This is a genomic window from Streptomyces sp. NPDC048196 (genome assembly GCF_040652715.1).
GTDB classification, from domain to species: Bacteria; Actinomycetota; Actinomycetes; order Streptomycetales; family Streptomycetaceae; genus Streptomyces; species Streptomyces siderophoricus.
This window is the reverse complement of sequence record NZ_JBEZMM010000041.1, coordinates 19,667-38,699: the sequence shown is the minus strand read 5'-3', so window position 1 is coordinate 38,699 and position 19,033 is coordinate 19,667. Positions and strand designations below refer to the sequence as shown.

Annotated in this window: 16 protein-coding genes; 5 read left to right on the top strand and 11 right to left on the bottom strand. The window is 69.3% G+C overall.

The window, feature by feature from the left end; translation table 11 throughout:
• Positions 1-249 precede the first annotated feature (249 nt).
• The 5 genes from AB0E02_RS29800 to AB0E02_RS29780 all read right to left on the bottom strand — a co-directional run bounded on the left by AB0E02_RS29800 (position 250) and on the right by AB0E02_RS29780 (position 4,177).
• Positions 250-1,512 (bottom strand): site-specific integrase, encoded by a 1,263-nt coding sequence (locus AB0E02_RS29800; RefSeq protein WP_362144753.1) that lies wholly within the window; start codon positions 1,510-1,512, stop codon positions 250-252.
• Between the two features lie 279 nt (positions 1,513-1,791).
• Positions 1,792-2,028 carry a helix-turn-helix domain-containing protein gene (locus AB0E02_RS29795; RefSeq protein WP_362144752.1) on the bottom strand — a complete coding sequence of 79 codons (237 nt, stop codon included), beginning with the start codon at positions 2,026-2,028 and terminating at the stop codon, positions 1,792-1,794.
• A gap of 531 nt (positions 2,029-2,559) precedes the next feature.
• Positions 2,560-3,327: a hypothetical protein gene (locus tag AB0E02_RS29790; protein ID WP_362144749.1), complete on the bottom strand. Its 768-nt coding sequence runs from the start codon at positions 3,325-3,327 to the stop codon at positions 2,560-2,562.
• A complete protein-coding gene (locus AB0E02_RS29785) occupies positions 3,324-3,785 on the bottom strand; it encodes an XRE family transcriptional regulator (RefSeq protein WP_362144747.1) in 462 nt (153 codons plus the stop codon). The genes AB0E02_RS29790 and AB0E02_RS29785 overlap by 4 nt, the downstream gene beginning before the upstream one ends.
• Complete coding sequence (locus AB0E02_RS29780; RefSeq protein WP_362144744.1) at positions 3,782-4,177, bottom strand: hypothetical protein; 396 nt, start codon at positions 4,175-4,177, stop codon at positions 3,782-3,784. Before AB0E02_RS29780 ends, AB0E02_RS29785 begins: the two co-directional genes overlap by 4 nt.
• Positions 4,178-4,391: 214 nt before the next feature.
• On the opposite strand from AB0E02_RS29780, the gene AB0E02_RS29775 reads away from it, so the two are divergent.
• From AB0E02_RS29775 to AB0E02_RS29765, 3 genes are all read left to right on the top strand, one after another.
• Complete coding sequence (locus tag AB0E02_RS29775) at positions 4,392-4,727, top strand: winged helix-turn-helix domain-containing protein (protein WP_362144741.1); 336 nt, start codon at positions 4,392-4,394, stop codon at positions 4,725-4,727.
• A gap of 159 nt (positions 4,728-4,886) precedes the next feature.
• On the top strand, positions 4,887-6,134 hold the full coding sequence (locus tag AB0E02_RS29770; protein ID WP_362144738.1) for an XRE family transcriptional regulator: 1,248 nt from the start codon (positions 4,887-4,889) through the stop codon (positions 6,132-6,134).
• 2,282 nt (positions 6,135-8,416) lie between these two features.
• The gene (locus AB0E02_RS29765; protein ID WP_362144735.1) at positions 8,417-9,604 is read left to right on the top strand and encodes a pyridoxal phosphate-dependent aminotransferase; all 1,188 of its coding nucleotides are present in this window, start codon (positions 8,417-8,419) and stop codon (positions 9,602-9,604) included.
• Between the two features lie 104 nt (positions 9,605-9,708).
• On the opposite strand, the gene AB0E02_RS29760 is transcribed toward AB0E02_RS29765, so the two are convergent.
• Both AB0E02_RS29760 and clpB read right to left on the bottom strand, forming a co-directional pair.
• The gene (locus AB0E02_RS29760; RefSeq protein WP_030414448.1) at positions 9,709-10,245 is read right to left on the bottom strand and encodes a YbjN domain-containing protein; all 537 of its coding nucleotides are present in this window, start codon (positions 10,243-10,245) and stop codon (positions 9,709-9,711) included.
• A gap of 162 nt (positions 10,246-10,407) precedes the next feature.
• Complete coding sequence (gene clpB, locus AB0E02_RS29755) at positions 10,408-13,044, bottom strand: ATP-dependent chaperone ClpB (protein ID WP_362144843.1); 2,637 nt, start codon at positions 13,042-13,044, stop codon at positions 10,408-10,410.
• 173 nt (positions 13,045-13,217) lie between these two features.
• Between clpB and AB0E02_RS29750 the strand changes: the two genes are divergently transcribed.
• Both AB0E02_RS29750 and AB0E02_RS29745 read left to right on the top strand, forming a co-directional pair.
• On the top strand, positions 13,218-13,622 hold the full coding sequence (locus AB0E02_RS29750) for a pyridoxamine 5'-phosphate oxidase family protein (RefSeq protein WP_362144730.1): 405 nt from the start codon (positions 13,218-13,220) through the stop codon (positions 13,620-13,622).
• A gap of 395 nt (positions 13,623-14,017) precedes the next feature.
• Positions 14,018-14,422: a hypothetical protein gene (locus AB0E02_RS29745; protein ID WP_030414445.1), complete on the top strand. Its 405-nt coding sequence runs from the start codon at positions 14,018-14,020 to the stop codon at positions 14,420-14,422.
• A gap of 124 nt (positions 14,423-14,546) precedes the next feature.
• On the opposite strand, the gene AB0E02_RS29740 is transcribed toward AB0E02_RS29745, so the two are convergent.
• Genes AB0E02_RS29740 through dnaK form a run of 4 tightly spaced genes read right to left on the bottom strand, consistent with a single transcriptional unit; the run spans position 14,547 to position 18,728 of the window.
• Positions 14,547-14,999, bottom strand: coding sequence for a helix-turn-helix domain-containing protein (locus AB0E02_RS29740; RefSeq protein ID WP_362144726.1), 453 nt, complete (start codon positions 14,997-14,999; stop codon positions 14,547-14,549).
• Between the two features lies 1 nt (position 15,000).
• Positions 15,001-16,176: a molecular chaperone DnaJ gene (gene dnaJ, locus AB0E02_RS29735; protein WP_362144723.1), complete on the bottom strand. Its 1,176-nt coding sequence runs from the start codon at positions 16,174-16,176 to the stop codon at positions 15,001-15,003.
• 45 nt (positions 16,177-16,221) lie between these two features.
• Positions 16,222-16,878, bottom strand: a complete 657-nt coding sequence (gene grpE / locus AB0E02_RS29730) for a nucleotide exchange factor GrpE (RefSeq protein ID WP_310728446.1) — start codon at positions 16,876-16,878, stop codon at positions 16,222-16,224.
• Entirely contained in the window at positions 16,875-18,728 is a 1,854-nt protein-coding gene (gene dnaK, locus AB0E02_RS29725; RefSeq protein WP_201811623.1) for a molecular chaperone DnaK, read from the bottom strand. Before dnaK ends, grpE begins: the two co-directional genes overlap by 4 nt.
• Positions 18,729-19,033 lie beyond the last annotated feature (305 nt).

Below are 19,033 nucleotides of genomic sequence, written 5' to 3'. Positions count from 1 at the left end.
CCGAAGCGTGGGGCACCTCCCCCGCCCTTCAGGCAGTGGGGGCGCATCGCTCCGTCCGGCGCCCGGTGCGCCGTCACGGCCCCTCCCGGGCCGCCGGCCGCCGCGTCGGCGACCGCTTCCGTCCTTGTGTGCTGGGGCTGATGCCCTCGCCCTCCGCGTCTCAAAGCACAGTTGAGGAACTTCTGAGGGTTCCTCAGGCGAGACGGCCCCTGACCTGCGCATAAGGGCAGTTCACGGGCCGTCCGTGCCTCACGGGGCCGTCTGTGGGCCGTGATCTTCGTGGGAGAGACGCTGAAACACGGTGTCGATGGCCCGGCGGGCACGCTCGCGGCTGTCGGGCATCAGGTGGGCGTACACCCGCAGCGTCAGGGCGGGATCAGCATGCCCCATGTACTCGCTGACGGCCTTGATGTTCTCGCCCGCGTCCAGCAGCGCGGATGCGTAGAAGTGCCGGAGGGCGTGCATGCCGTGCTCGCGCGCCGATTCGTACTTGCCGTCATCGTCCGCTTCCGGGATGAGCCCAGCGGCCGCGAGAGCGGGCTTCCACTCCTTGCCGTTGAAGTTGCTCCTCCACACCATGCCGCCTTGCTCAGCGGTAAAGATCAGCCGGAAGGACACCAGCGGACCTTCCGGCGTCTCCCAGGGCAGTGTGATCTCCTCGGGCTTGAAGGCGTCCATATGCGCCCGGAGAGACTCCGCCACGTAGTCAGGCAACGGCGCCTCCCGCGTCTTGCCGCCCTTGGGGAGAGCGAACACCGGGTGCCCTTCCACGTGCTTGATCTGCCGAACTACGCGGAGCGTGCGCCCGCCGAAATCGATGGCATCCTCTGCCAACCCGAAGATCTCGCCCTGACGCGGACCGCATCCGGCACCAACATCGACCATCGTTTGATACCGCTCCGGAAGAGCCGATCGAACGCCGAACACCTGAGTGGGCGCCCACGGAACGACGAGGCGCGGCGCAGGCTTGGGCCGCCGGACGGTGCGTGCACTGCACGGGTTACGGGACAGCAGCGTGTCGTCGACAGCAGCGGACAGAACCGACTGAACGTCCGCGAAGATGTTCCGAGCATAGGAGGGACCTACGTTGGGCTTCCCTTCCAGGGCTGAGACCAGGTCCCTGATGTGCTCCGGCCGGAAGGTTCCGATCGGTCGCGAGCCAAGCACCGGGTACGCATGCAGCCGCAGGCGCCGGCCGAGTTCCTTCCGACTCATCGGGCTGGAGGTCTTGCTGTCCAACCACTTCTCGGCGTACTGCCGGAACGTGATCTGCATGGACTTCGGGTCGGTGTACTGACCGCGCGTCATGTCCGTCTCGATAGCACTGAGCCACTTCTCGGCGAGACGCTTCTGCCTGTCAGGGAAGCTCTTGGACTTCTCGGTTCCGTCGGGGCCGACGTAGCGGGCCCGGTAGCGCATGCCCGTGCCGTACCGGTCGGTCTTGATCCGGCAGGTCTTGCCGTCGGCGTCAGTTTCGGTCTTGTACCAGCGGTCTTGAATGTGGCCTGCCATGTGGTGGGGGTCCTTCGTGGTGGTGGGTGGTAGGGCCCGGGTTGCCGCCCGGGGAGGGAGGCGGAGGCAGGGGCCGAAAGAGGCTTCTTGGGGTGGTTTTCGGGGGTGCTGAGATGCGCCTCCCTGCCTCCCTGTGGGGCTGTTTGGCCTGGTCAGGCAGAGGGAGGCGGGGCAGGGAGGCGGTTAGGGAGTTCTCCCTCCCTCCCTGATCCGGGTGGGGTGTCCTCCCTGCCGCGCGGCGCGCGGTTGGAGCCGCGCGGTTGCCGCGCGCCGCGCGGTTCAGGCTGCGTCGGTGAGGGTGGCCTGCTGGGCGACCCAGGCGTGGACGGCGGCCGGGTCGAAGCGGAGGTGCTTGCCGACGCGGAAGGCGGGCGGGCCAGTGCGCTTGCGGCGCCACTGGTAGACCGTTTCGACGCTCGGCAGGCTGAACATGGTGACCAGGTCTTCAGGGGTGAGGTAGCGGTCCGGGAGACCGCCACGCAGAACGGCGCGCGCGTCGGTGGCTTCAGTGGCCATGGTGTGGCGACTCCTCGTGTCCGTGGTCCGGTGTGTTGGGAGTGGCGTTCACGGCGCTGTTCACCGTGTTCATGGGGCGGGTTGATTCGTTCACGGGGCCGTTCACCGTGTTCACGGCGCCGTCACCGCGTTCATGGCTTGGGCTATTCCGTTCGCTAGGCCGTTCATGGGTGTTCACGCGGGCACCGCGCAACAGTCGGGGCGATCGTTCGACCGCCGCACGGCGCCGTGCGGGTCGATTCGCGCAAGCCAGGGGTAGACCGTTCACCGATCGGGTCGGCCAGCACGGCAGGGGCCGAACGCGCGTCGATCGGGTCGGTGGATTGGGTGTGACGCCGGGTGTGACGCGGGTCGTCACGCCGGTCAGAGCCCTCCGGCCGGCGGCGTCGAGTCGGGCCAAGGGCCGCAGGTCGCGAACCAAATGCCCCCCGCGGATCGGCGCGGAAATCGGGTGGGCATCGGCGGTGTCGACCCGGCTGTTCATCGGGTCGATTGGCCGCAGCGACGTCCGGTCGATCGGGCCGATGGCGCTCACCACTGCGCCTTCAGCGGGCGGGCCCACCGGTTGCCGGGCCCCGGCGGCGGGGTGGCGCCGGTCAGGTAGTCGCCGTCATCGGTCCGAACGATGAGCGGCAGGGATACGGGGATGTTGCTGCGGATGAGGTCGAAGCAGCGGCGGGCGCGTTGCCGGTCGGGCATCAGGCGCCGATAGAGCCATCCGCCGTCGCCCCGCGGGTCGGGGACGCGGGCTAGGTCCGCGCCCACAGCCGACCCGAGACGCAGCAGCGCGGCCGTGGGCACCCGTCCGGCACCCTGACGGACGTGCCGGGCCAGATGGCGCGGGTCAGTGCCGTGGGTGCCCGCGTGGCGGGCATGGTCGGACAGGTAGAGGGCGGCGGCGGCTTCACCGGCGGTCATAGGACGCGACCGCGCCCCCTCGTACCAGAACGACACGGCCAGTCGGTAGGCGTACCAGCGGCAGGTGCCCACCTCGGGAAACTCGGCCGCCTCCAGTTCTGAGAACGTTTCAGTGACCTCCAGCAGACCGGCCGGGCCCAGCTCGAACACGGCCGCGCCCAGCAGGTCGTACAGGGTGTCCGTGGTCATGCCGGGCACGCCGTATTCGTCGCTGTAGACCTCGAACAGTGCTGCTGCGGTCTCCTCCCGGCACAGCTCCATGCCCGCCACGGGTACCGACAGCACCCCCGTGGCGCCCGCACGGCGCCTCGGGAGCGCGCCGTGCGGGGCAGCGGGCACGTGGGCGAACAGGGCTCGCACCTGCCGTGTGGGGGTGCTCATGAGGCCACCTCCCGCACCTGGGCGAGCGCGTCCGTCAGTTGCAGGACCAGGGCTTCCAGCGACTCCACCCGGTCCCGCAGGGCGGAGGGGCTGGCCTGCCGGGCAGGACCGGTGAATCCCAGGGCGTCAGGCGACGACTGGAACAGAGCGCACAGCAGGACCCGGTACGTCTCGCTGGGCCTGCCCTGCTGGTGCTCCCAGCGGTGCAACTGCACCTTCAGCGAGTTCTCGGTGGCGACCTGCCAGCCCCAGCGGTCCGCAAGCGCCATCAGCGCCCGCACAGTCCGTTCACGCGACCAGCCACGCCGCAGCCGAGCCTTGCCCAGGGGGGTGTCCGGCGCCCGCAACGGTTGCGGCTGAGCTCCGGGCTCGGCAGGCACCTCCCCGGCGAAGGTGACGGTCATCTGCCGGCCGTCGGCGGCACGGGTCCACTTGCGTTCGGGAGCGATGACGGTCATGCCGCCACCCCGAAGACCCGCGTCACGGCGCGGCCGACCGCGGTCAGGTACTCGCCGTCCACGGTCGGGTACACACGCCCCGTCTCCACCACCTCAGCCCCCTGGTAGAGGGCCGTGGCGTACGCAGCCAGGTAGTACAGGTCCATCACGTCGGCGGTCAGCGCAGCGAAGTGCACCGCCCAGCGGACCGCGTCATCGTCGTCCAGTTCCTCCCACAGCAGGTTCAGCCCCGGGGTGAACACCAGCAGGGCAAGCAGCTCACCGAACGAGAGGCAGGTTCGGAACTGCAGCGTGACGCGCGTCGGTGCACCCGTCTCGGGCTCACCGAACACGTCAAGGTTGTCGACGACCTGACCAGCGGTGAGCCGGTCGCTGACGATTCCAGGCATCATGGAAGTGCCCCTTCGTGGGTCGGGGAGCGGCTGTCTGCTTGGCGGTGGGTGGCCGCTCCCTGGTGGCGCCCCAGCTTTGACCAGGGCTTTTCTACGCGGAATCACGCCCCGGATCGGGCGGCCCGCTCGTCGACTAGCTTGCACTAGTCCGCTGTGGTGCACAACCCCCGTGCGGTGGTGTGCGCTAGTCCGCTCTGGTGGGTAACCTCAGGGCATGACTGTCACAGGCGGGCCCAAACCGAAGGCGGAACAAGTCGCGGACGCCCTCCGCGAGGACATCAAGAAGATGAAGCCCGGCGACCGTCTGCCGTCACAGCGAGACCTGGTCGAACGCTTCGGATTCGCAAGCCAGACGATCCAGAACGGGCTGGCTTCACTCCGAGCTGAAGGGCTGATCGTCTCAGCCGGGAATCTCGGCAACTTCGTCAGCGACGGTGCTGCCCCGAACAACGACGTGCGCGACGAGATCAAGGAAATCCGCTCCCAGATTCAGGCGTTGGCTGAACGGGTCGCAGCGCTGGAAAGCAGCTCCGTCCCGAGTGGTGCGTGATCTGCAACCACCTTGCGGGAAACGGAGCGTGTGCCGTAAGTGACACAGAGGGGGCGTTGCCGGGAGGCGGGGACATGTCCGGTGTCACCTCGCTGTCCCCTTGCCTGTCCCCACGGTCTCCGCGCGAGACTCAGCAGGTAGGTACTCGGAGGAGGGCGCATGAGCGACGACAGGCCCGCATGGGCACGACGCATCGCGGCCGAGCGGGCGGCTCGCGACTGGTCTCAGCGAGATGCCGTGAGGGCGCTCCGAGCTCACGCCACAGAAGAGCTCCCTGGCGACGAGAGCATGATCCGACAGTGGAAGCGGTGGGAGTCCGGGCAGATCCCGAACGAGTTCTACCGGCCGCTCCTGGCGGCCGTGTTCGGCACCGTGACACACGCACTGTTCCCCGCTCCGGCGCGCCGGGATGGCGACAGGGAGATCCTCGCAGCCAGCGGCATGGAAACGCTGGAGATCGTGAGCCGCCTCAGCCGTTCCGATGTGGATGCTGCCACGCTCGATGCTCTGCGTATGACGGCAGATCGACTCTGCTCTGAGTACCCGTACATGCCGAGCGAGCAGCTCCTCCTTGAGGGGCGGCAGTGGCTGCGCCGCGTTGTGGACCTCCATTCCAAGAGCCTCACGCTCGCACAGCATCGGGAGGTGCTGGCGCTCTCCGGCTGGCTTGCCCTGCTGGTGGGGTGTGTCGAGTACGACACGGGAAACCGTCACGCCGCTGAGTCCACGCGCCGGGCCGCACTCTCGCTCGCGACCGAGGCCGAACACGCTGAGATCGGTGGATGGGCCCACGAGATGCGCGCGTGGTTCGCTCTCACTACCGGCGACTACCGCGGCGTTGTCGCGGCGGCACAGGCTGGGGGAGAGCTGGCGGCGCACCACGGCGTTGCTGTGCAGCTTGCCGCGCAAGAGGCCAAGGCATGGGCACGGCTGGGCGACCGCCGGCAGGTCGAGGTAGCGCTCGATAAGGGGCGTCGGCTGCTGGAGGGGATGCCACACCCCGAGAACCTCGACAACCACTTCGTTGTGGACCCGGCGAAGTTCGACTTCTACGCGATGGACTGCTACCGCCTGGTGGGCGAAGACAAGCTTGCCCGGACTCTGGCGGAGGAAGTGCTCCGGGCGGGCACGGACTTCGACGGCATGGAACGGATGCCGATGCGCAACGCGGAAGCCCGTGTCACGTTGGGCGTCACTGCGGCCCGCGAAGGTGACCTTGAACAGGCGCTCATCATGGGCGAACGCGCCCTTGAAGGGGAGCGCCAGTCGGTCCCCTCTCTCATCATGACGAGCCGCGAACTGGCTGCTGAAATGAAGCGCCGGTACGCTTCCGAGCCCTCTGCGCAGGAGTACCTTGCGCACCTCCGTCAGCTTGGACAGGAGAAGCCTGGCTTCCTGCCGCAGTAACCCCCCTCCCCTGGGAAGTCCGCTACTGCCGCTACCGCCGCTACCGTGCAGGTCAGAGCCATGATCAAGGTAGCGGCAAGGGGTGCGGGTAGCGGATAACTCCCGCTACCGGTCCGGTGCGGGTCCGGGCAAAGAGCTGAAAGGACCGCCTTCGGCGGGCGACCCTCAGGCGCCCAAGCGGTCGAGAGTTCCGGCCGGACGGCGACAGCGGCCCGCCCCGATGCCGGAAGGCTTTTCAGGAGGCGCGGGAGTTCGCCCCACAATGCTGAAAACAGCGTCTCATCGCGACTCAGGCGACTCACCGCAGGTCAGAGGGGGCGCGCCTGAGCCGCGATGAGACGCGCATCGCGACTCAGGCAGCCTTGAAGACACCACCCCGGGCCGGGGAGGTGGTTTCTCTGCCCTGCCGCTGTCGACGCGCAGAGGGCCTTCCAAGGGGCGCCGTCCAGCTCCTTCCTTGGAAGGCCCTCTGAGGCTCCCCGGGCGGGGCGGCCGGCAGCCCACCGGACCCCCGCCCTGGACCGCTTTCCGCTCCGTGTGGGAGACACCGCGGCTCTACAGACGGGAGACGCAGGAGGAGGGGCCTCAAGACCCGAAAGGGGGGCTTGTGAATCCCGCTGGAGGGTCACCTCCATCAGGTCCACCAGGTCCACCGAGGTGCCGTTTATGCAGCTGAGGGCTGGTGAGGTGGGCGGTGGACCGTCTGGTGGAGTTCTCCATCAGATTCCGGCACCTCCACCACCTTCCTCCATCAGCCGGGGCTGCCCCGCCCTCCTGAAAAGCCATGGTGGCCGACGACGGGGCCCGGTTTGAGTCACGGCCTGAGTCACGATGAGCCGCAGTGCGCGTCTCAGGCGCCTATCCTCTGACCTGCGTTGAGACGCGCTGAGTCGCTTGAGTCGCGACGAAGGAGAAACCTCCTCCAGCTCTACTAAGAGCCTCGCCCGGCCGCCCCGACTCGCAGTCGCCGTCCGTCTGGCGCTCCGGAGCGTTGAGGCGCCCCCGAGAGTCGTCCGCCCGGAGGGCGGTCCTTCCAGCCTTTCAACGCGTCCGGCCGCCGGGCCACGAATCGCCCTGGTAGGACAAGCAAGAAGAGCACCGGCGCCCGCTCCGTGCCAGGCAGGGTGCTCTTCTTGCTGTTCGGCGCCGCGGCGCCGCCCGATGGTCGCGCCGCGAAGCGGCTCCTTCTTCAGCCTTGAGGCGCACCCAACTACGAAAGACGCCCCCTCTTTCCTAAGTAGGGGAAGGCTGCGTCACCGCGTCACCTGATCATGAAAAACGCCCTGTGACCTGCGCATACAGCGGTGACGCAGACGGTGAATCCTGCGTCACCGCTGCGTCACCTGCGACATCGTTGACGGACGCCCGCGTCACCGTTGACGCACCTCCAAACCTCTGCGTCACCCGAAAAGTGCAGGTCAGAGGTGCCGGGTGTCGCAGGTGACGCGGTGACGCAGAAATCCGCACCTCGGACAGACGCAGACCACGGCGCCTTCGCGCCCCTGCGACCGGTAGCGGGAGCTATCCGCTACCCGCACGCCTTGCCGCTACCTTGATCATGGCTCTGACCTGCACGGTAGCGGCGGTAGCGGCAGTAGCGGACCTGAGGAGAGGGGGGACCGGCCATCGGCCCGGTACCGGCTGCCATCGTCAAGGCAGGCTCTTAAGAGGGGGCGGTCGGCACCGTGTTGCGGCCGGACAGCCCCGTGACACACCCAGAACTGCCCGCGTCACCGCATAACCACAGGTCAGAGCCACAAATGACGTGCGTGACGCGATGACGCAGAAATCCGCTCCTCGGACACACGCGGACCACGGCCTCAAGACGGCCGGCAAGCTCTTACCGAGCTAGCGGGAAGGGCCATGAGTCAACTCGCGCGTCAGCGCAGTTTCCGGGGGCGGGCCAGACCAGGTGCTAGACGCTAGGCGCCTGATCACGGGCCCTTTGGGGCGCTAGCGGGGGTGCTAGACCTAGCACCCCGCGCTGCTAGGTCTAGCAGCGCTGCTGGGGTGGTGGCGCTACCCCCTCTACCCCCTTCTACCTCGCAGGTCAGCCCCCTCTACCGGGGGGCTCTACCGAGGTAGAGGGGCCCCTCTACCTGGCCCGCTGGCAGGTTCGCCGGGCCGTCCCTGGGCCGTCCGAGGGCGACCAGCAACGACCAACAACGACAGTTGACGACTACTCACCCCCTGGTCAGACATGGCGCGTTGAGTACCGCCGCAGATGCCAATCCATGAAGGTGAGTTGAGGAACTCCAGAGGTTCGGCGCAGGATGGCGCGCATGGACCGACCGCTGCTCAATCGCCGCCTCGCCGAATTCGGCACCACGATCTTCGCCGAGATGTCGGCACTCGCCGTGCGCACCGGCTCGCTCAACCTCGGCCAGGGCTTCCCGGACGCCGACGGCCCCGAAGAGGTCAGGGAGGCGGCGGTGCGCGCCCTGCGCGACGGCCGCGGCAACCAGTACCCGCCCGGCCCCGGCATCCCCGAGCTGCGCACCGCCGTCGCCGCCCACCAGGAGCGCTTCTACGGCCACCTGGGCCTCTCGTACGACCCCGACACCGAGGTCCTGGTCACCGCCGGCGCCACCGAAGCCATCGCGGCCGCGCTGCTCGCCCTCCTAGAACCGGGCGACGAGGTCGTCGCGCTGGAGCCGTACTACGACTCCTACGCCGCCTGCATCGCCATGGCGGGCGGCCACCGGGTGCCGGTGACCCTGCGCGCCGAGCCGGAATCCGGTACGTACCGCCTCGACCTCGACGAGCTGCGGGAGGCGGTCACCGACGACACCCGCCTCATCCTCCTCAACACGCCTCACAACCCCACCGGCACCGTGCTGACCCGCGAGGAGCTCTCCGCGATCGCCGAGCTGGCCGTGGAGCGGAACCTCCTCGTGATCACCGACGAGGTCTACGAGCACCTCGTCTTCGAGGGCGAGCACCTGCCCCTGGCGTCCTTCCCCGGGATGCGCGACCGCACCGTCACGATCAGCTCGGCCGGCAAGACCTTCTCCTTCACCGGCTGGAAGGTCGGCTGGGTCACCGCGGCGCCGGAGCTGATCACCGCTGTCCGCTCGGCCAAGCAGTTCCTCACCTACGTCTCCGCCGGCCCCTTCCAGTACGCCGTCGCCGAGGCCCTGGCCCTGCCCGACAGCTACTACAGCGGCCTGCGCGACGACCTGCGCGCCAAGCGCGATGTGCTCGCCGCCGGCCTGGCCGACGCCGGCTTCCAGGTCTTCCGTCCCACCGGCACGTACTTCATCACCACCGACATCCGCCCCTTGGGAGAGAACGACGGCTTCGCCTTCTGCCGGTCCCTGCCCGAGCGCGCCGGCGTCGTCGCCATCCCCAACGCGGTCTTCTACGACCACAAGGACGAGGGCGCCCCGTTCGTCCGCTTCGCCTTCTGCAAGAGCATCGAGGTCCTCCAGGAGGCGGCCGGGCGGCTGAAGGCCCTGGCGGCCGGATAGCCGGCGGCGGGAAGGCCCCCACCCAGGACCCCGACACGACGACGCGGGCCCCGGAGCGGATGCTCCTGGGCCCGCGCAGCCGGGTCCGGGGGTGAAGGGGGGTGTCAGCCCTCCTCCTCGCCCGGCTTGTCGTCGGAATCGCCGTCGATCTCGGCCTCCAAACCGAGCTGCTCGACGATCCACTTGTCGAATTCGATCGAGGCACGAACCCAGCTGACCGTGCTCGACACGAAGTGTTCGAGCGAAACACCGGTGCCGATCAGCATCGATGCCTCACCGATCAGACGGACCGTGCCGTCGTCATGGGTGTGGGTGTAGGCCTTGGGCCACAGCGTCCGGCGGTTCCAGTCGTCGATCGCCTCCAGCAGCTTCGACTTCTCATCGAGGCCGTGGACACGGTCGTAGAACGTGCGGACGGAGAAGATCTGCTGCTCCTCCTCGCCCCGGAACATGAAGTACGTGCGGAACTGCTCCCACGGCGCGGCGAGGTCACCCTCCTCGTCGACTACGTACTTCAGCTCCATCTGGTCGAGGAGCTGCTTGACCAGGTCCTGGTCTGGCAGGACGGGACCATCAGGCCCCGACGGCTGCGGTTCGGGCTGGCCCCCGAAATTCGGAATCGAGGACGGGTCGATGCTCACCGTGGAAATCCCTTCGTATGGTCCCTGCCATCCTCCCCCACATCCGCCCCGTCCTGGCAAGCCCGGACGGGGCCGGTGCGGGCAACGTGTAGGTCAAGGGGATGTCCCACCGGCGGCTCCGGCGGCCCGGGCGGGCGGTCCGCCGCCCGGGCCGGCCCCGGCTCAGGCCGTGGCGTGCCCGGCCGCCGCCACCGTCAGCCGCTCCCCGTCGCCGTCCACGTCCACCCGTACGGTGTCGCCGTCGAGCACCTCGCCGGCCAGGATGGCCCGGGCGAGCTGGTCGCCGATGGCCGTCTGCACCAGGCGGCGCAGCGGCCGGGCACCGTACGACAGGTCGGGCGCGGGTGCGTCGATGACCGGTTCGTGGCCGAGCCAGGCGAGCCAGTCCAGCGCGCGGTCGGTGACGTCCAGGGTGAGCCGGCGGTCGCCGAGCCGGCGCTGGAGGTGGTCCAGCTGGAGCCGGGCGATCCGCTGCAGCTGTTCCGTGCCGAGCGGGTGGAAGACCACCACGTCGTCGAGCCGGTTGAGGAATTCGGGCCGGAAGGACGCGCGGACGGTCTCCAGCACCCTCTCCTTCTTCTCCTCCTCCTTCAGCAGCGGGTCCATCAGGAAGGCGGAGCCCAGGTTGGAGGTGAGGATCAGGATGGTGTTCCGGAAGTCGACCGTGCGGCCCTGGCCGTCGGTGAGCCGGCCGTCGTCGAGCACCTGGAGCAGGACGTCGAAGACCTCGGTGTGCGCCTTCTCCACCTCGTCGAGCAGGATCACGCTGTACGGGCGGCGGCGGACCGCCTCCGTCAGCTGACCGCCCTCCTCGTAGCCCACGTAACCGGGCGGCGCGCCGACCAGGCGGGCGACGCTGTGCTTCTCGCCGTACTCCGACATGTCGATCCGGACCATCGCCCGCTCGTCGTCGAAGAGGAAGTCGGCGAGCGCCTTGGCCAGCTCGGTCTTGCCGACGCCGGTCGGGCCGAGGAAGAGGAACGAGCCGGTGGGCCGGTCCGGGTCGGCGATCCCGGCGCGGGTGCGGCGGACCGCGTCCGACACCGAGCGGACGGCCTCGCTCTGGCCGATCAGCCGCTTGCCGATCTCCTCCTCCATGCGGAGCAGCTTCTGGGTCTCGCCCTCCAGGAGGCGGCCGGCCGGGATGCCGGTCCAGGAGCCGACCACGTCCGCGATGTCGTCCGGGCCGACCTCCTCCTTGACCATGGATTCCTTGGCGGCCTCCTGCTCGGCCTCGGCGGCCGCGGCCTCCTCCAGCTCCCGCTCGACGCCCGGGATCTCGCCGTAGAGCAGCTTGGAGGCGGTGTCGAAGTCGCCGTCCCGCTGGGCGCGCTCGGCCTGGCCGCGCAGTTCGTCGAGCTTCTCCTTCAGCTCACCGACGCGGTTGAGGCTCTGCTTCTCCTTCTCCCACCGGGCGGTCAGCCCGCGCAGTTCCTCCTCCTTGTCGGCGAGGTCCTTGCGCAGCTTCTCCAGGCGCGCGAGGGATCCGGCGTCGGTCTCGTTGCGCAGCGCCAGCTCCTCCATCTTGAGGCGGTCGACGGCTCGTTGGAGCTCGTCGATCTCCACGGGCGAGGAGTCGATCTCCATCCGGAGCCGGGACGCGGCCTCGTCGACCAGGTCGATCGCCTTGTCCGGCAGGAAGCGGGAGGTGATGTAGCGGTCGGACAGGGTGGCCGCGGCGACCAGCGCGGAGTCGGCGATCTGCACCTTGTGGTGCGCCTCGTAGCGGCCCTTGAGACCGCGCAGGATCGCCACCGTGTCCTCGACGGTCGGCTCGGCGACCAGCACCTGCTGGAAGCGCCGCTCCAGCGCGGCGTCCTTCTCGATCCGCTCGCGGTACTCGTCGAGCGTGGTCGCACCGACCATCCGCAGCTCACCACGGGCCAGCATGGGCTTGAGCATGTTGCCCGCGTCCATCGACGAGTCCCCGCCGGCGCCCGCGCCGACGACGGTGTGCAGCTCGTCGATGAAGGTGATGATCTGGCCCTCGCTGGACTTGATCTCCGCCAGGACGGTCTTCAGGCGCTCCTCGAACTCACCGCGGTACTTCGCGCCCGCGACCATCGCCCCCAGGTCCAGCGCGACCAGCCGCTTGTTGCGCAGCGACTCGGGCACGTCGCCCTTGACGATCCGCTGCGCCAGCCCCTCGACGACGGCGGTCTTGCCGACACCCGGCTCGCCGATCAGCACCGGGTTGTTCTTCGTCCGGCGGGAGAGCACCTGCACCACCCGCCGGATCTCGTGGTCCCGGCCGATGACCGGGTCGAGCTTGCCCTCGCGGGCGGCCGCGGTGAAGTCCGTACCGAACTTCTCCAGCGCCTTGTACGTGCCCTCCGGGTCGGGGTTGGTCACCCGCTGCCCGCCGCGCGTCGCCTCGAACGCGGCCAGCAGCTTCTTGGCGGAGGCGCCCTGCTGCTCCAGCAGCTCGCCGGTGCGCCCGCCCTTGGCGGCGATCCCGATCAGCAGGTGCTCGGTGGAGACGTAGTCGTCCCCGAGGTCCCTGGCCCGCTGGGTGGCGTCCGCGATGGCGGTCAGCAGCTCGCGGTCCGGCTGCGGCGGGGCGACCGTCGAGCCCTGCGCGCTGGGCAGCCCCGAGAGCAGGCGCTCGGCACCGTTGCGCAGCGCGGCGGCGTCGGCCTCCACGGCGGCCAGCAGGTCCATGATGTTCTCGTTGTCCTGCCCGGCCAGCAGCGCGAGCAGGAGATGCGCGGACGTCATGTCCGCGTGCCCGGCGGTGACCGCCCGCTCATTGGCGGCGCTCAGCGCCTCCCGGCTCTTGTTGGTCAGCTCGGCGTCCACGGCCTTGTGATCCTCCTCGTACTCATGCCCGTACCCGGTACCGGCGCACGTTCCCTGAGCCATCCTGCCTATGCCAACGTGCGATAAGTTGAGTCTATTCCACTCAAGGCCACTCCGGCCCGATTCGGGCACCGGCCCTCCCTCCAGCCTGCCCCCCAATTACCCTGACCCGCATGGCCCACGACCTCAGCGCCCTCAGTCCCGAGTACCTCGCCTTCTGGGGCGAGTACCAGATGCCGACGCTCACCACGCCGCGGCCCGACGGGACACCGCACGTCGTTCCGGTGGGGGTCACCTACGACGCCGGGCAGCGGATCGCGCGGGTCATCACCCGCAAGGACAGCACCAAGGTCAAGAACGTGCTGGCCGCCGGGCCGGACGGGGCGCGGGTCGCCGTGTGCCAGGTCGACCGGGGCCGTTGGGCGACCCTGGAGGGCATCGCGCGGGTGCGGACCGAGGCCGAGGCGGTGGCCGACGCCGTCGCGCGGTATGCCGAGCGGTACGGGCGGACGCCGGCCCCCAACCCCGATCGGGTCATGATCGAGATCGCGGTGACCAGGGCCATGGGACGGGCCTGAGCGCCCGGGAGACCGCTGGTCCAGACCTGTCCGAAAACGGACCGTCCGCATCCGGCGTCGCCGCGCCACCTGGTACCCAAGTACGACGGGGACCGAACAGCACCGGACAACGACGGACAACTTCGGCGTCGTCCCGGCCGGAAGAAGGCAGCTGGAGGCGCCATGGCGTCGGCTTTGCGCATCGTGACGACCGTTCCGCGCCGTCCGCACCCCGCCCGTCCACACCCGCACGCCGAGCTCTGTCCGCGCTGCGGCGGCCAGCTCGCGGTCAATCAGGACGGCTGGAAGATCTGCCACGCCTGCGGCTACGCCTCGCCACCCGGTACCGCCCCTCCACCACGGGCCGCCCTCGGGGGTATCGTCGCCCCCACAGTCGCCACGCACCGGAGGGCACGATGAACTCGGTCCGAGTGACGGCGATCGCCTGCCTGATGCCGCTGTCCGAGCTGGACGAGGACCCGTTCCTGGTCGACGACCGCAGCCAGCACGACATGTGCAAACAGTGGGCGGCGGCCCGTGATTACCACCTGACCTGCCAGCTCACCCTGCATCACCTGCGCGCCGACCACAGCGCGCTGTGGCGCGACGTCGAAAAGGGCCTGGTCGACGTCTTCGTGACGCCCAATCGGCGGGCGCTGGAGAACGCCATCGACGGCGCCGACGAATTCAGCGCCCGCTGCGCGGCGGCCGGCGTCCGGCTGGAGACCGCCGACCTCGACGAGCCGGTCTACACGCTCGCGATGAAGTCACAGGTACACCGCCGGCTGTCGATGCCGACGGCGGGCTACAACGGCTGCTGAGCGTCCCGCCGGGACCGTCCCCGGCTTGGCACCGCCGTGCGGCCCACCCCGGACACGGCCGAGGGCCGGGGCGGCTCCTCACCACCCCGGCCCTCGGCCGGGAAACTGCCGGGCGCGGCGCCCGTCACTCGGACCGCTTCGGCCGCCACACCACCAGCGCGCTGGTCTGCTGCACGTCCTGATAGGGCACCAGATCGCGCCGATACGAGGCGTGCACCGCGGCCTCCCGCTGCTGCATCGCGCTGGCCGCGCCCTCCAGGGCGCCCTGCAGCTCGACGATCCGCTGCTGCAGGGCCGCGACCTGGTTCTCCAGCTCGATGATGCGCTTGATGCCGGCGAGGTTGATGCCCTCGTCCTGGGACAGCTGCTGCACCGTGCGGAGCAGCTCGATGTCCCGGGCGGAGTAGCGGCGGCCCCGCCCGGCCGTGCGGTCGGGCGAGACCAGCCCCAGCCGGTCGTACTGCCGAAGGGTCTGCGGATGCAGGCCGGAGAGCTGAGCCGCGACGGAGATGACGTACACCGGCGACTCTTCGGTCAGTTCATACGGGTTACGACGCTGCCCGCCCCGGCTCTCCATCTCAAGCTCCCTTCGCGGCCTGGAACAGCTCCGCCCGCGGGTCGGCCCCCGCGGTCGCCTCGCGATAGGACTCCAGCGCTTCCCTCGCGCCGTCGCTGAGGTCCTGGGGAACGACGACCTCGATGGTGACCAGCAGATCACCCCGGGTGCCGTCCTTGCGGGCCGCGCCCTTGCCCCGGGCCCGCATCGTGCGTCCGTTGGGAGTGCCGGCCGGCACCTTCAGCGTCACCGGGGGGCCGCCCAGCGTCGGCACCTTCACCTCGCCGCCGAGGGCCGCCTCCGGGAAGGTGACCGGCACCGTGACGGTGAGGTTGTCGCCCTTGCGGCCGAAGACCGGGTGGGCGCCGACGTGCACGACCACGTACAGGTCGCCGGCCGGGCCGCCCCGTTCACCGGGAGCGCCCTTGCCGCGCAGCCGGATCCGCTGCCCGTCGGAGACGCCCGCGGGGATGCGGACCTGCATCGTGCGCGCGCTGGTGGCCCGTCCGCTGCCCTTGCAGACGTCGCACGGGTCCTGCGCGATCAGGCCGCGGCCCTTGCAGTCGGCGCACGGGTCGGTGAGCGAGAAGCCGCCGCCCGCGCCCCGGCTGACCTGGCCGGTGCCGACACAGGTCGGACAGACCCGAGGCGTACCGTTTTTGTCGCCGGTGCCCGAACAAGCCTTGCAGGCCGCCTGGCTGGACATCCGCAGCGGGACCGTGGCCCCGTCGACCGCCTCGGTGAAGCTCAGCGTCACCTCGGACTCGACGTCCTGGCCGCGCCGCGGCTGGGTACGCGTACCCGCACCGCCGCCGCGGTTGAACAGACCGCCGAAGACGTCGCCGAGCCCGCCGCCGAAGCCGCCGGCACCACCGCCGCCACCGGCCGAGCCCCCGAACAGGTCGCCCAGGTCGAAGTTGAAGCTGCCGCCACCGCCCGGCCCCGGCCGGAAGCCGCCGTTGCCGAACAGCGCGCGCGCCTCGTCGTACTCCTTGCGGCGCTTGGCGTCCCCCAGGACGTCGTTGGCCTCGGAGATCTCCTTGAAGCGCTCCTCGGCCTTGGCGTCACCCTTGTTGGCGTCCGGGTGGTTCTCCCGGGCCAGCTTGCGGTACGCCTTCTTGATCTCCGCTTCGGTGGCGTCCTTCGGGACGCCGAGGACCTTGTAGTAGTCCTTCTCGACGAAGTCCTTGGTGCTCATCCCCGACGTCCCTCCTCCCGCGCGGTTCTTCTGTTTGTGCTCACGTCAGCCCTCTTCCGGGCCACCGCTCTCCTCGTCCGAAGCCTTGGCGTCCTCGTCCGAGGCGGACTTGGCGCTCTGCGCGCCCGGCTGCGGTTCGGCGACGGCGACCCGCGCGGGGCGGATCGTTCGCTCACCGATGCGATACCCGGGCTGCAGAATCGCCACGCACGTCGTCTCCGTGACGTCGGGCGCGTACGAGTGCATCAGGGCCTCGTGGATCGTCGGGTCGAAGGGCTCGCCCTCCTTGCCGAACTGCTGCAGACCGAGCTTGGCGACCACGGTTTCCAGCGACTCGGCGACCGACTTGAAGCCGCCGACCAGCTCGCCGTGTTCACGCGCCCGGCCGACGTCGTCGAGCACGGGAAGGAGCTCGGACAGGAGGTTCGCCACCGCGATCTCCTTGACCGCGACCCGGTCCCGTTCCACCCGACGGCGGTAGTTCTGGTACTCCGCCTGGAGCCGCTGGAGGTCCGCCGTGCGCTCGTTGAGCGCCGTACGCACCTGGTCCAGCTGCGCCTGGAGCGCTACGTCCTGTACGTCCCCGGCCGGGGCCGAGCCCGCCTTGTCGGCGGACTCGGCCTCCTGCGCCGCGTCTTCGGGGGTTGCGGCGTCAGAGGGGACGTCGGGCTTCTCTTCAAAGCCCGGGGTCTCCTCCGTCACGCGGCACCGTCCTTCTTGGGCTTCTCGTCGTCGACGATCTCGGCGTCCACGACGTCGTCGGCGGCGTCGGCCTTGGCCTGCTCACCGGCCGGCGCACCCTCGGCGCCCTGCGCGGCCTGGGCGTCGGCGTACATGGCCTGGCCGAGCTTCTGGGAGACCGCCGCGACCTTCTCGGTGGCGGTGCGGATCTCCGCGGTGTCCTCGCCCTTGAGCTTCTCCTTCAGCTCACCGACGGCGGTCTCGACCTCGGTCTTGACCTCGCCGGGGACCTTGTCCTCGTTGTCCTTGAGGAACTTCTCGGTCTGGTAGACGAGCTGCTCGCCCTGGTTGCGGGCCTCGGCGGCCTCGCGGCGCTTGTGGTCCTCGTCCGCGTACCGCTCGGCCTCCTCCCGCATGCGGTCGACCTCGTCCTTCGGCAGCGAGGAGCCGCCGGTGACGGTCATCTTCTGCTCCTTGCCCGTGCCCAGGTCCTTCGCGGTCACGTGCATGATGCCGTTGGCGTCGATGTCGAAGGAGACCTCGATCTGCGGGACGCCACGCGGGGCCGGCGGCAGACCGGTCAGCTCGAACATCCCGAGCTTCTTGTTGTACGCCGCGATCTCGCGCTCGCCCTGGTAGACCTGGATCTGCACGGACGGCTGGTTGTCCTCGGCGGTGGTGAAGATCTCGGACCGCTTGGTCGGGATCGTCGTGTTCCGCTCGATGAGCTTGGTCATGATGCCGCCCTTGGTCTCGATGCCCAGGGACAGCGGGGTGACGTCCAGCAGGAGGACGTCCTTGACCTCGCCCTTGAGGACACCGGCCTGCAGGGTGGCGCCGATGGCCACGACCTCGTCCGGGTTGACGCCCTTGTTGGCGTCCTTGCCGCCGGTCAGCTCCTTGACGAGCTCGGCGACGGCCGGCATACGGGTCGAACCGCCGACCAGGACCACATGGTCGATCTCGGCCAGCTGGATGCCGGCGTCCTTGATGACGTTGTGGAACGGGGTCTTGCAGCGCTCCAGGAGGTCCGCGGTCAGCTGCTGGAACTGCGAGCGGGTGAGCTTCTCGTCCAGGTGCAGCGGGCCCTCGGCCGAGGCGGTGATGTAGGGCAGGTTGATCGTCGTCTCGGTGGACGACGACAGCTCGATCTTCGCCTTCTCGGCAGCCTCGCGCAGACGCTGCAGCGCCATCTTGTCCTTGGACAGGTCGACGCCGTGGCCGTTCTGGAACTGCTTGACCAGGTAGTCGACGACGCGCTGGTCCCAGTCGTCACCACCGAGGTGGTTGTCACCGTTGGTGGCCTTCACCTCGACGACGCCGTCGCCGATCTCCAGCAGCGAGACGTCGAAGGTGCCGCCACCGAGGTCGAAGACCAGAATGGTCTGGTCGTCCTTCTCCAGGCCGTAGGCCAGGGCGGCCGCGGTGGGCTCGTTGACGATGCGCAGGACGTTGAGGCCCGCGATCTCACCGGCCTCCTTGGTGGCCTGGCGCTCGGAGTCGTTGAAGTAGGCCGGAACGGTGATGACCGCGTCGACGACCTTCTCGCCCAGATACGCCTCGGCATCCCGCTTGAGCTTCTGCAGGATGAAGGCGCTCATCTGCTGCGGGTTGAAGTCCTTGCCGTCAATGCCGATCTTCCAGTCGGTGCCCATGTGGCGCTTGACCGACCGGATGGTCCTGTCGACGTTGGTGACCGCCTGGCGCTTGGCGACCTCGCCGACCAGCACCTCGCCGTTCTTCGCGAAGGCGACGACGGACGGCGTGGTCCTGGCGCCCTCGGCGTTGGTGATGACGGTGGGCTCACCGCCTTCAAGAACACTGACGACGGAGTTCGTCGTGCCCAGGTCGATGCCGACCGCACGTGCCATTTCGATTCCTCCAGCTGACTTGAGTGGAACAGGCTCAAGAGTGCAACACCGAGAAAAACCTGTCAACAGACCTGAGTCGAGTCCACTCAACTTTTATGTCGCGCTTATCGTCACCCGGCCATCCCGGAGGACGTCCGCCCGCGACGCAGGGTTGCCTGCGCGACACAGATCACCGGCCGGGCGCCTTCATGGCACCGGGGAGAATGGGTAACCTCAGCGTCAGATCAAAAAAGTTACTGCTTAGTAGTCCCGGCGCTCAGGCCCTCTGAGCCCTCCGTCTTCCGCTCTCGCAGGTCCGAGGAGCC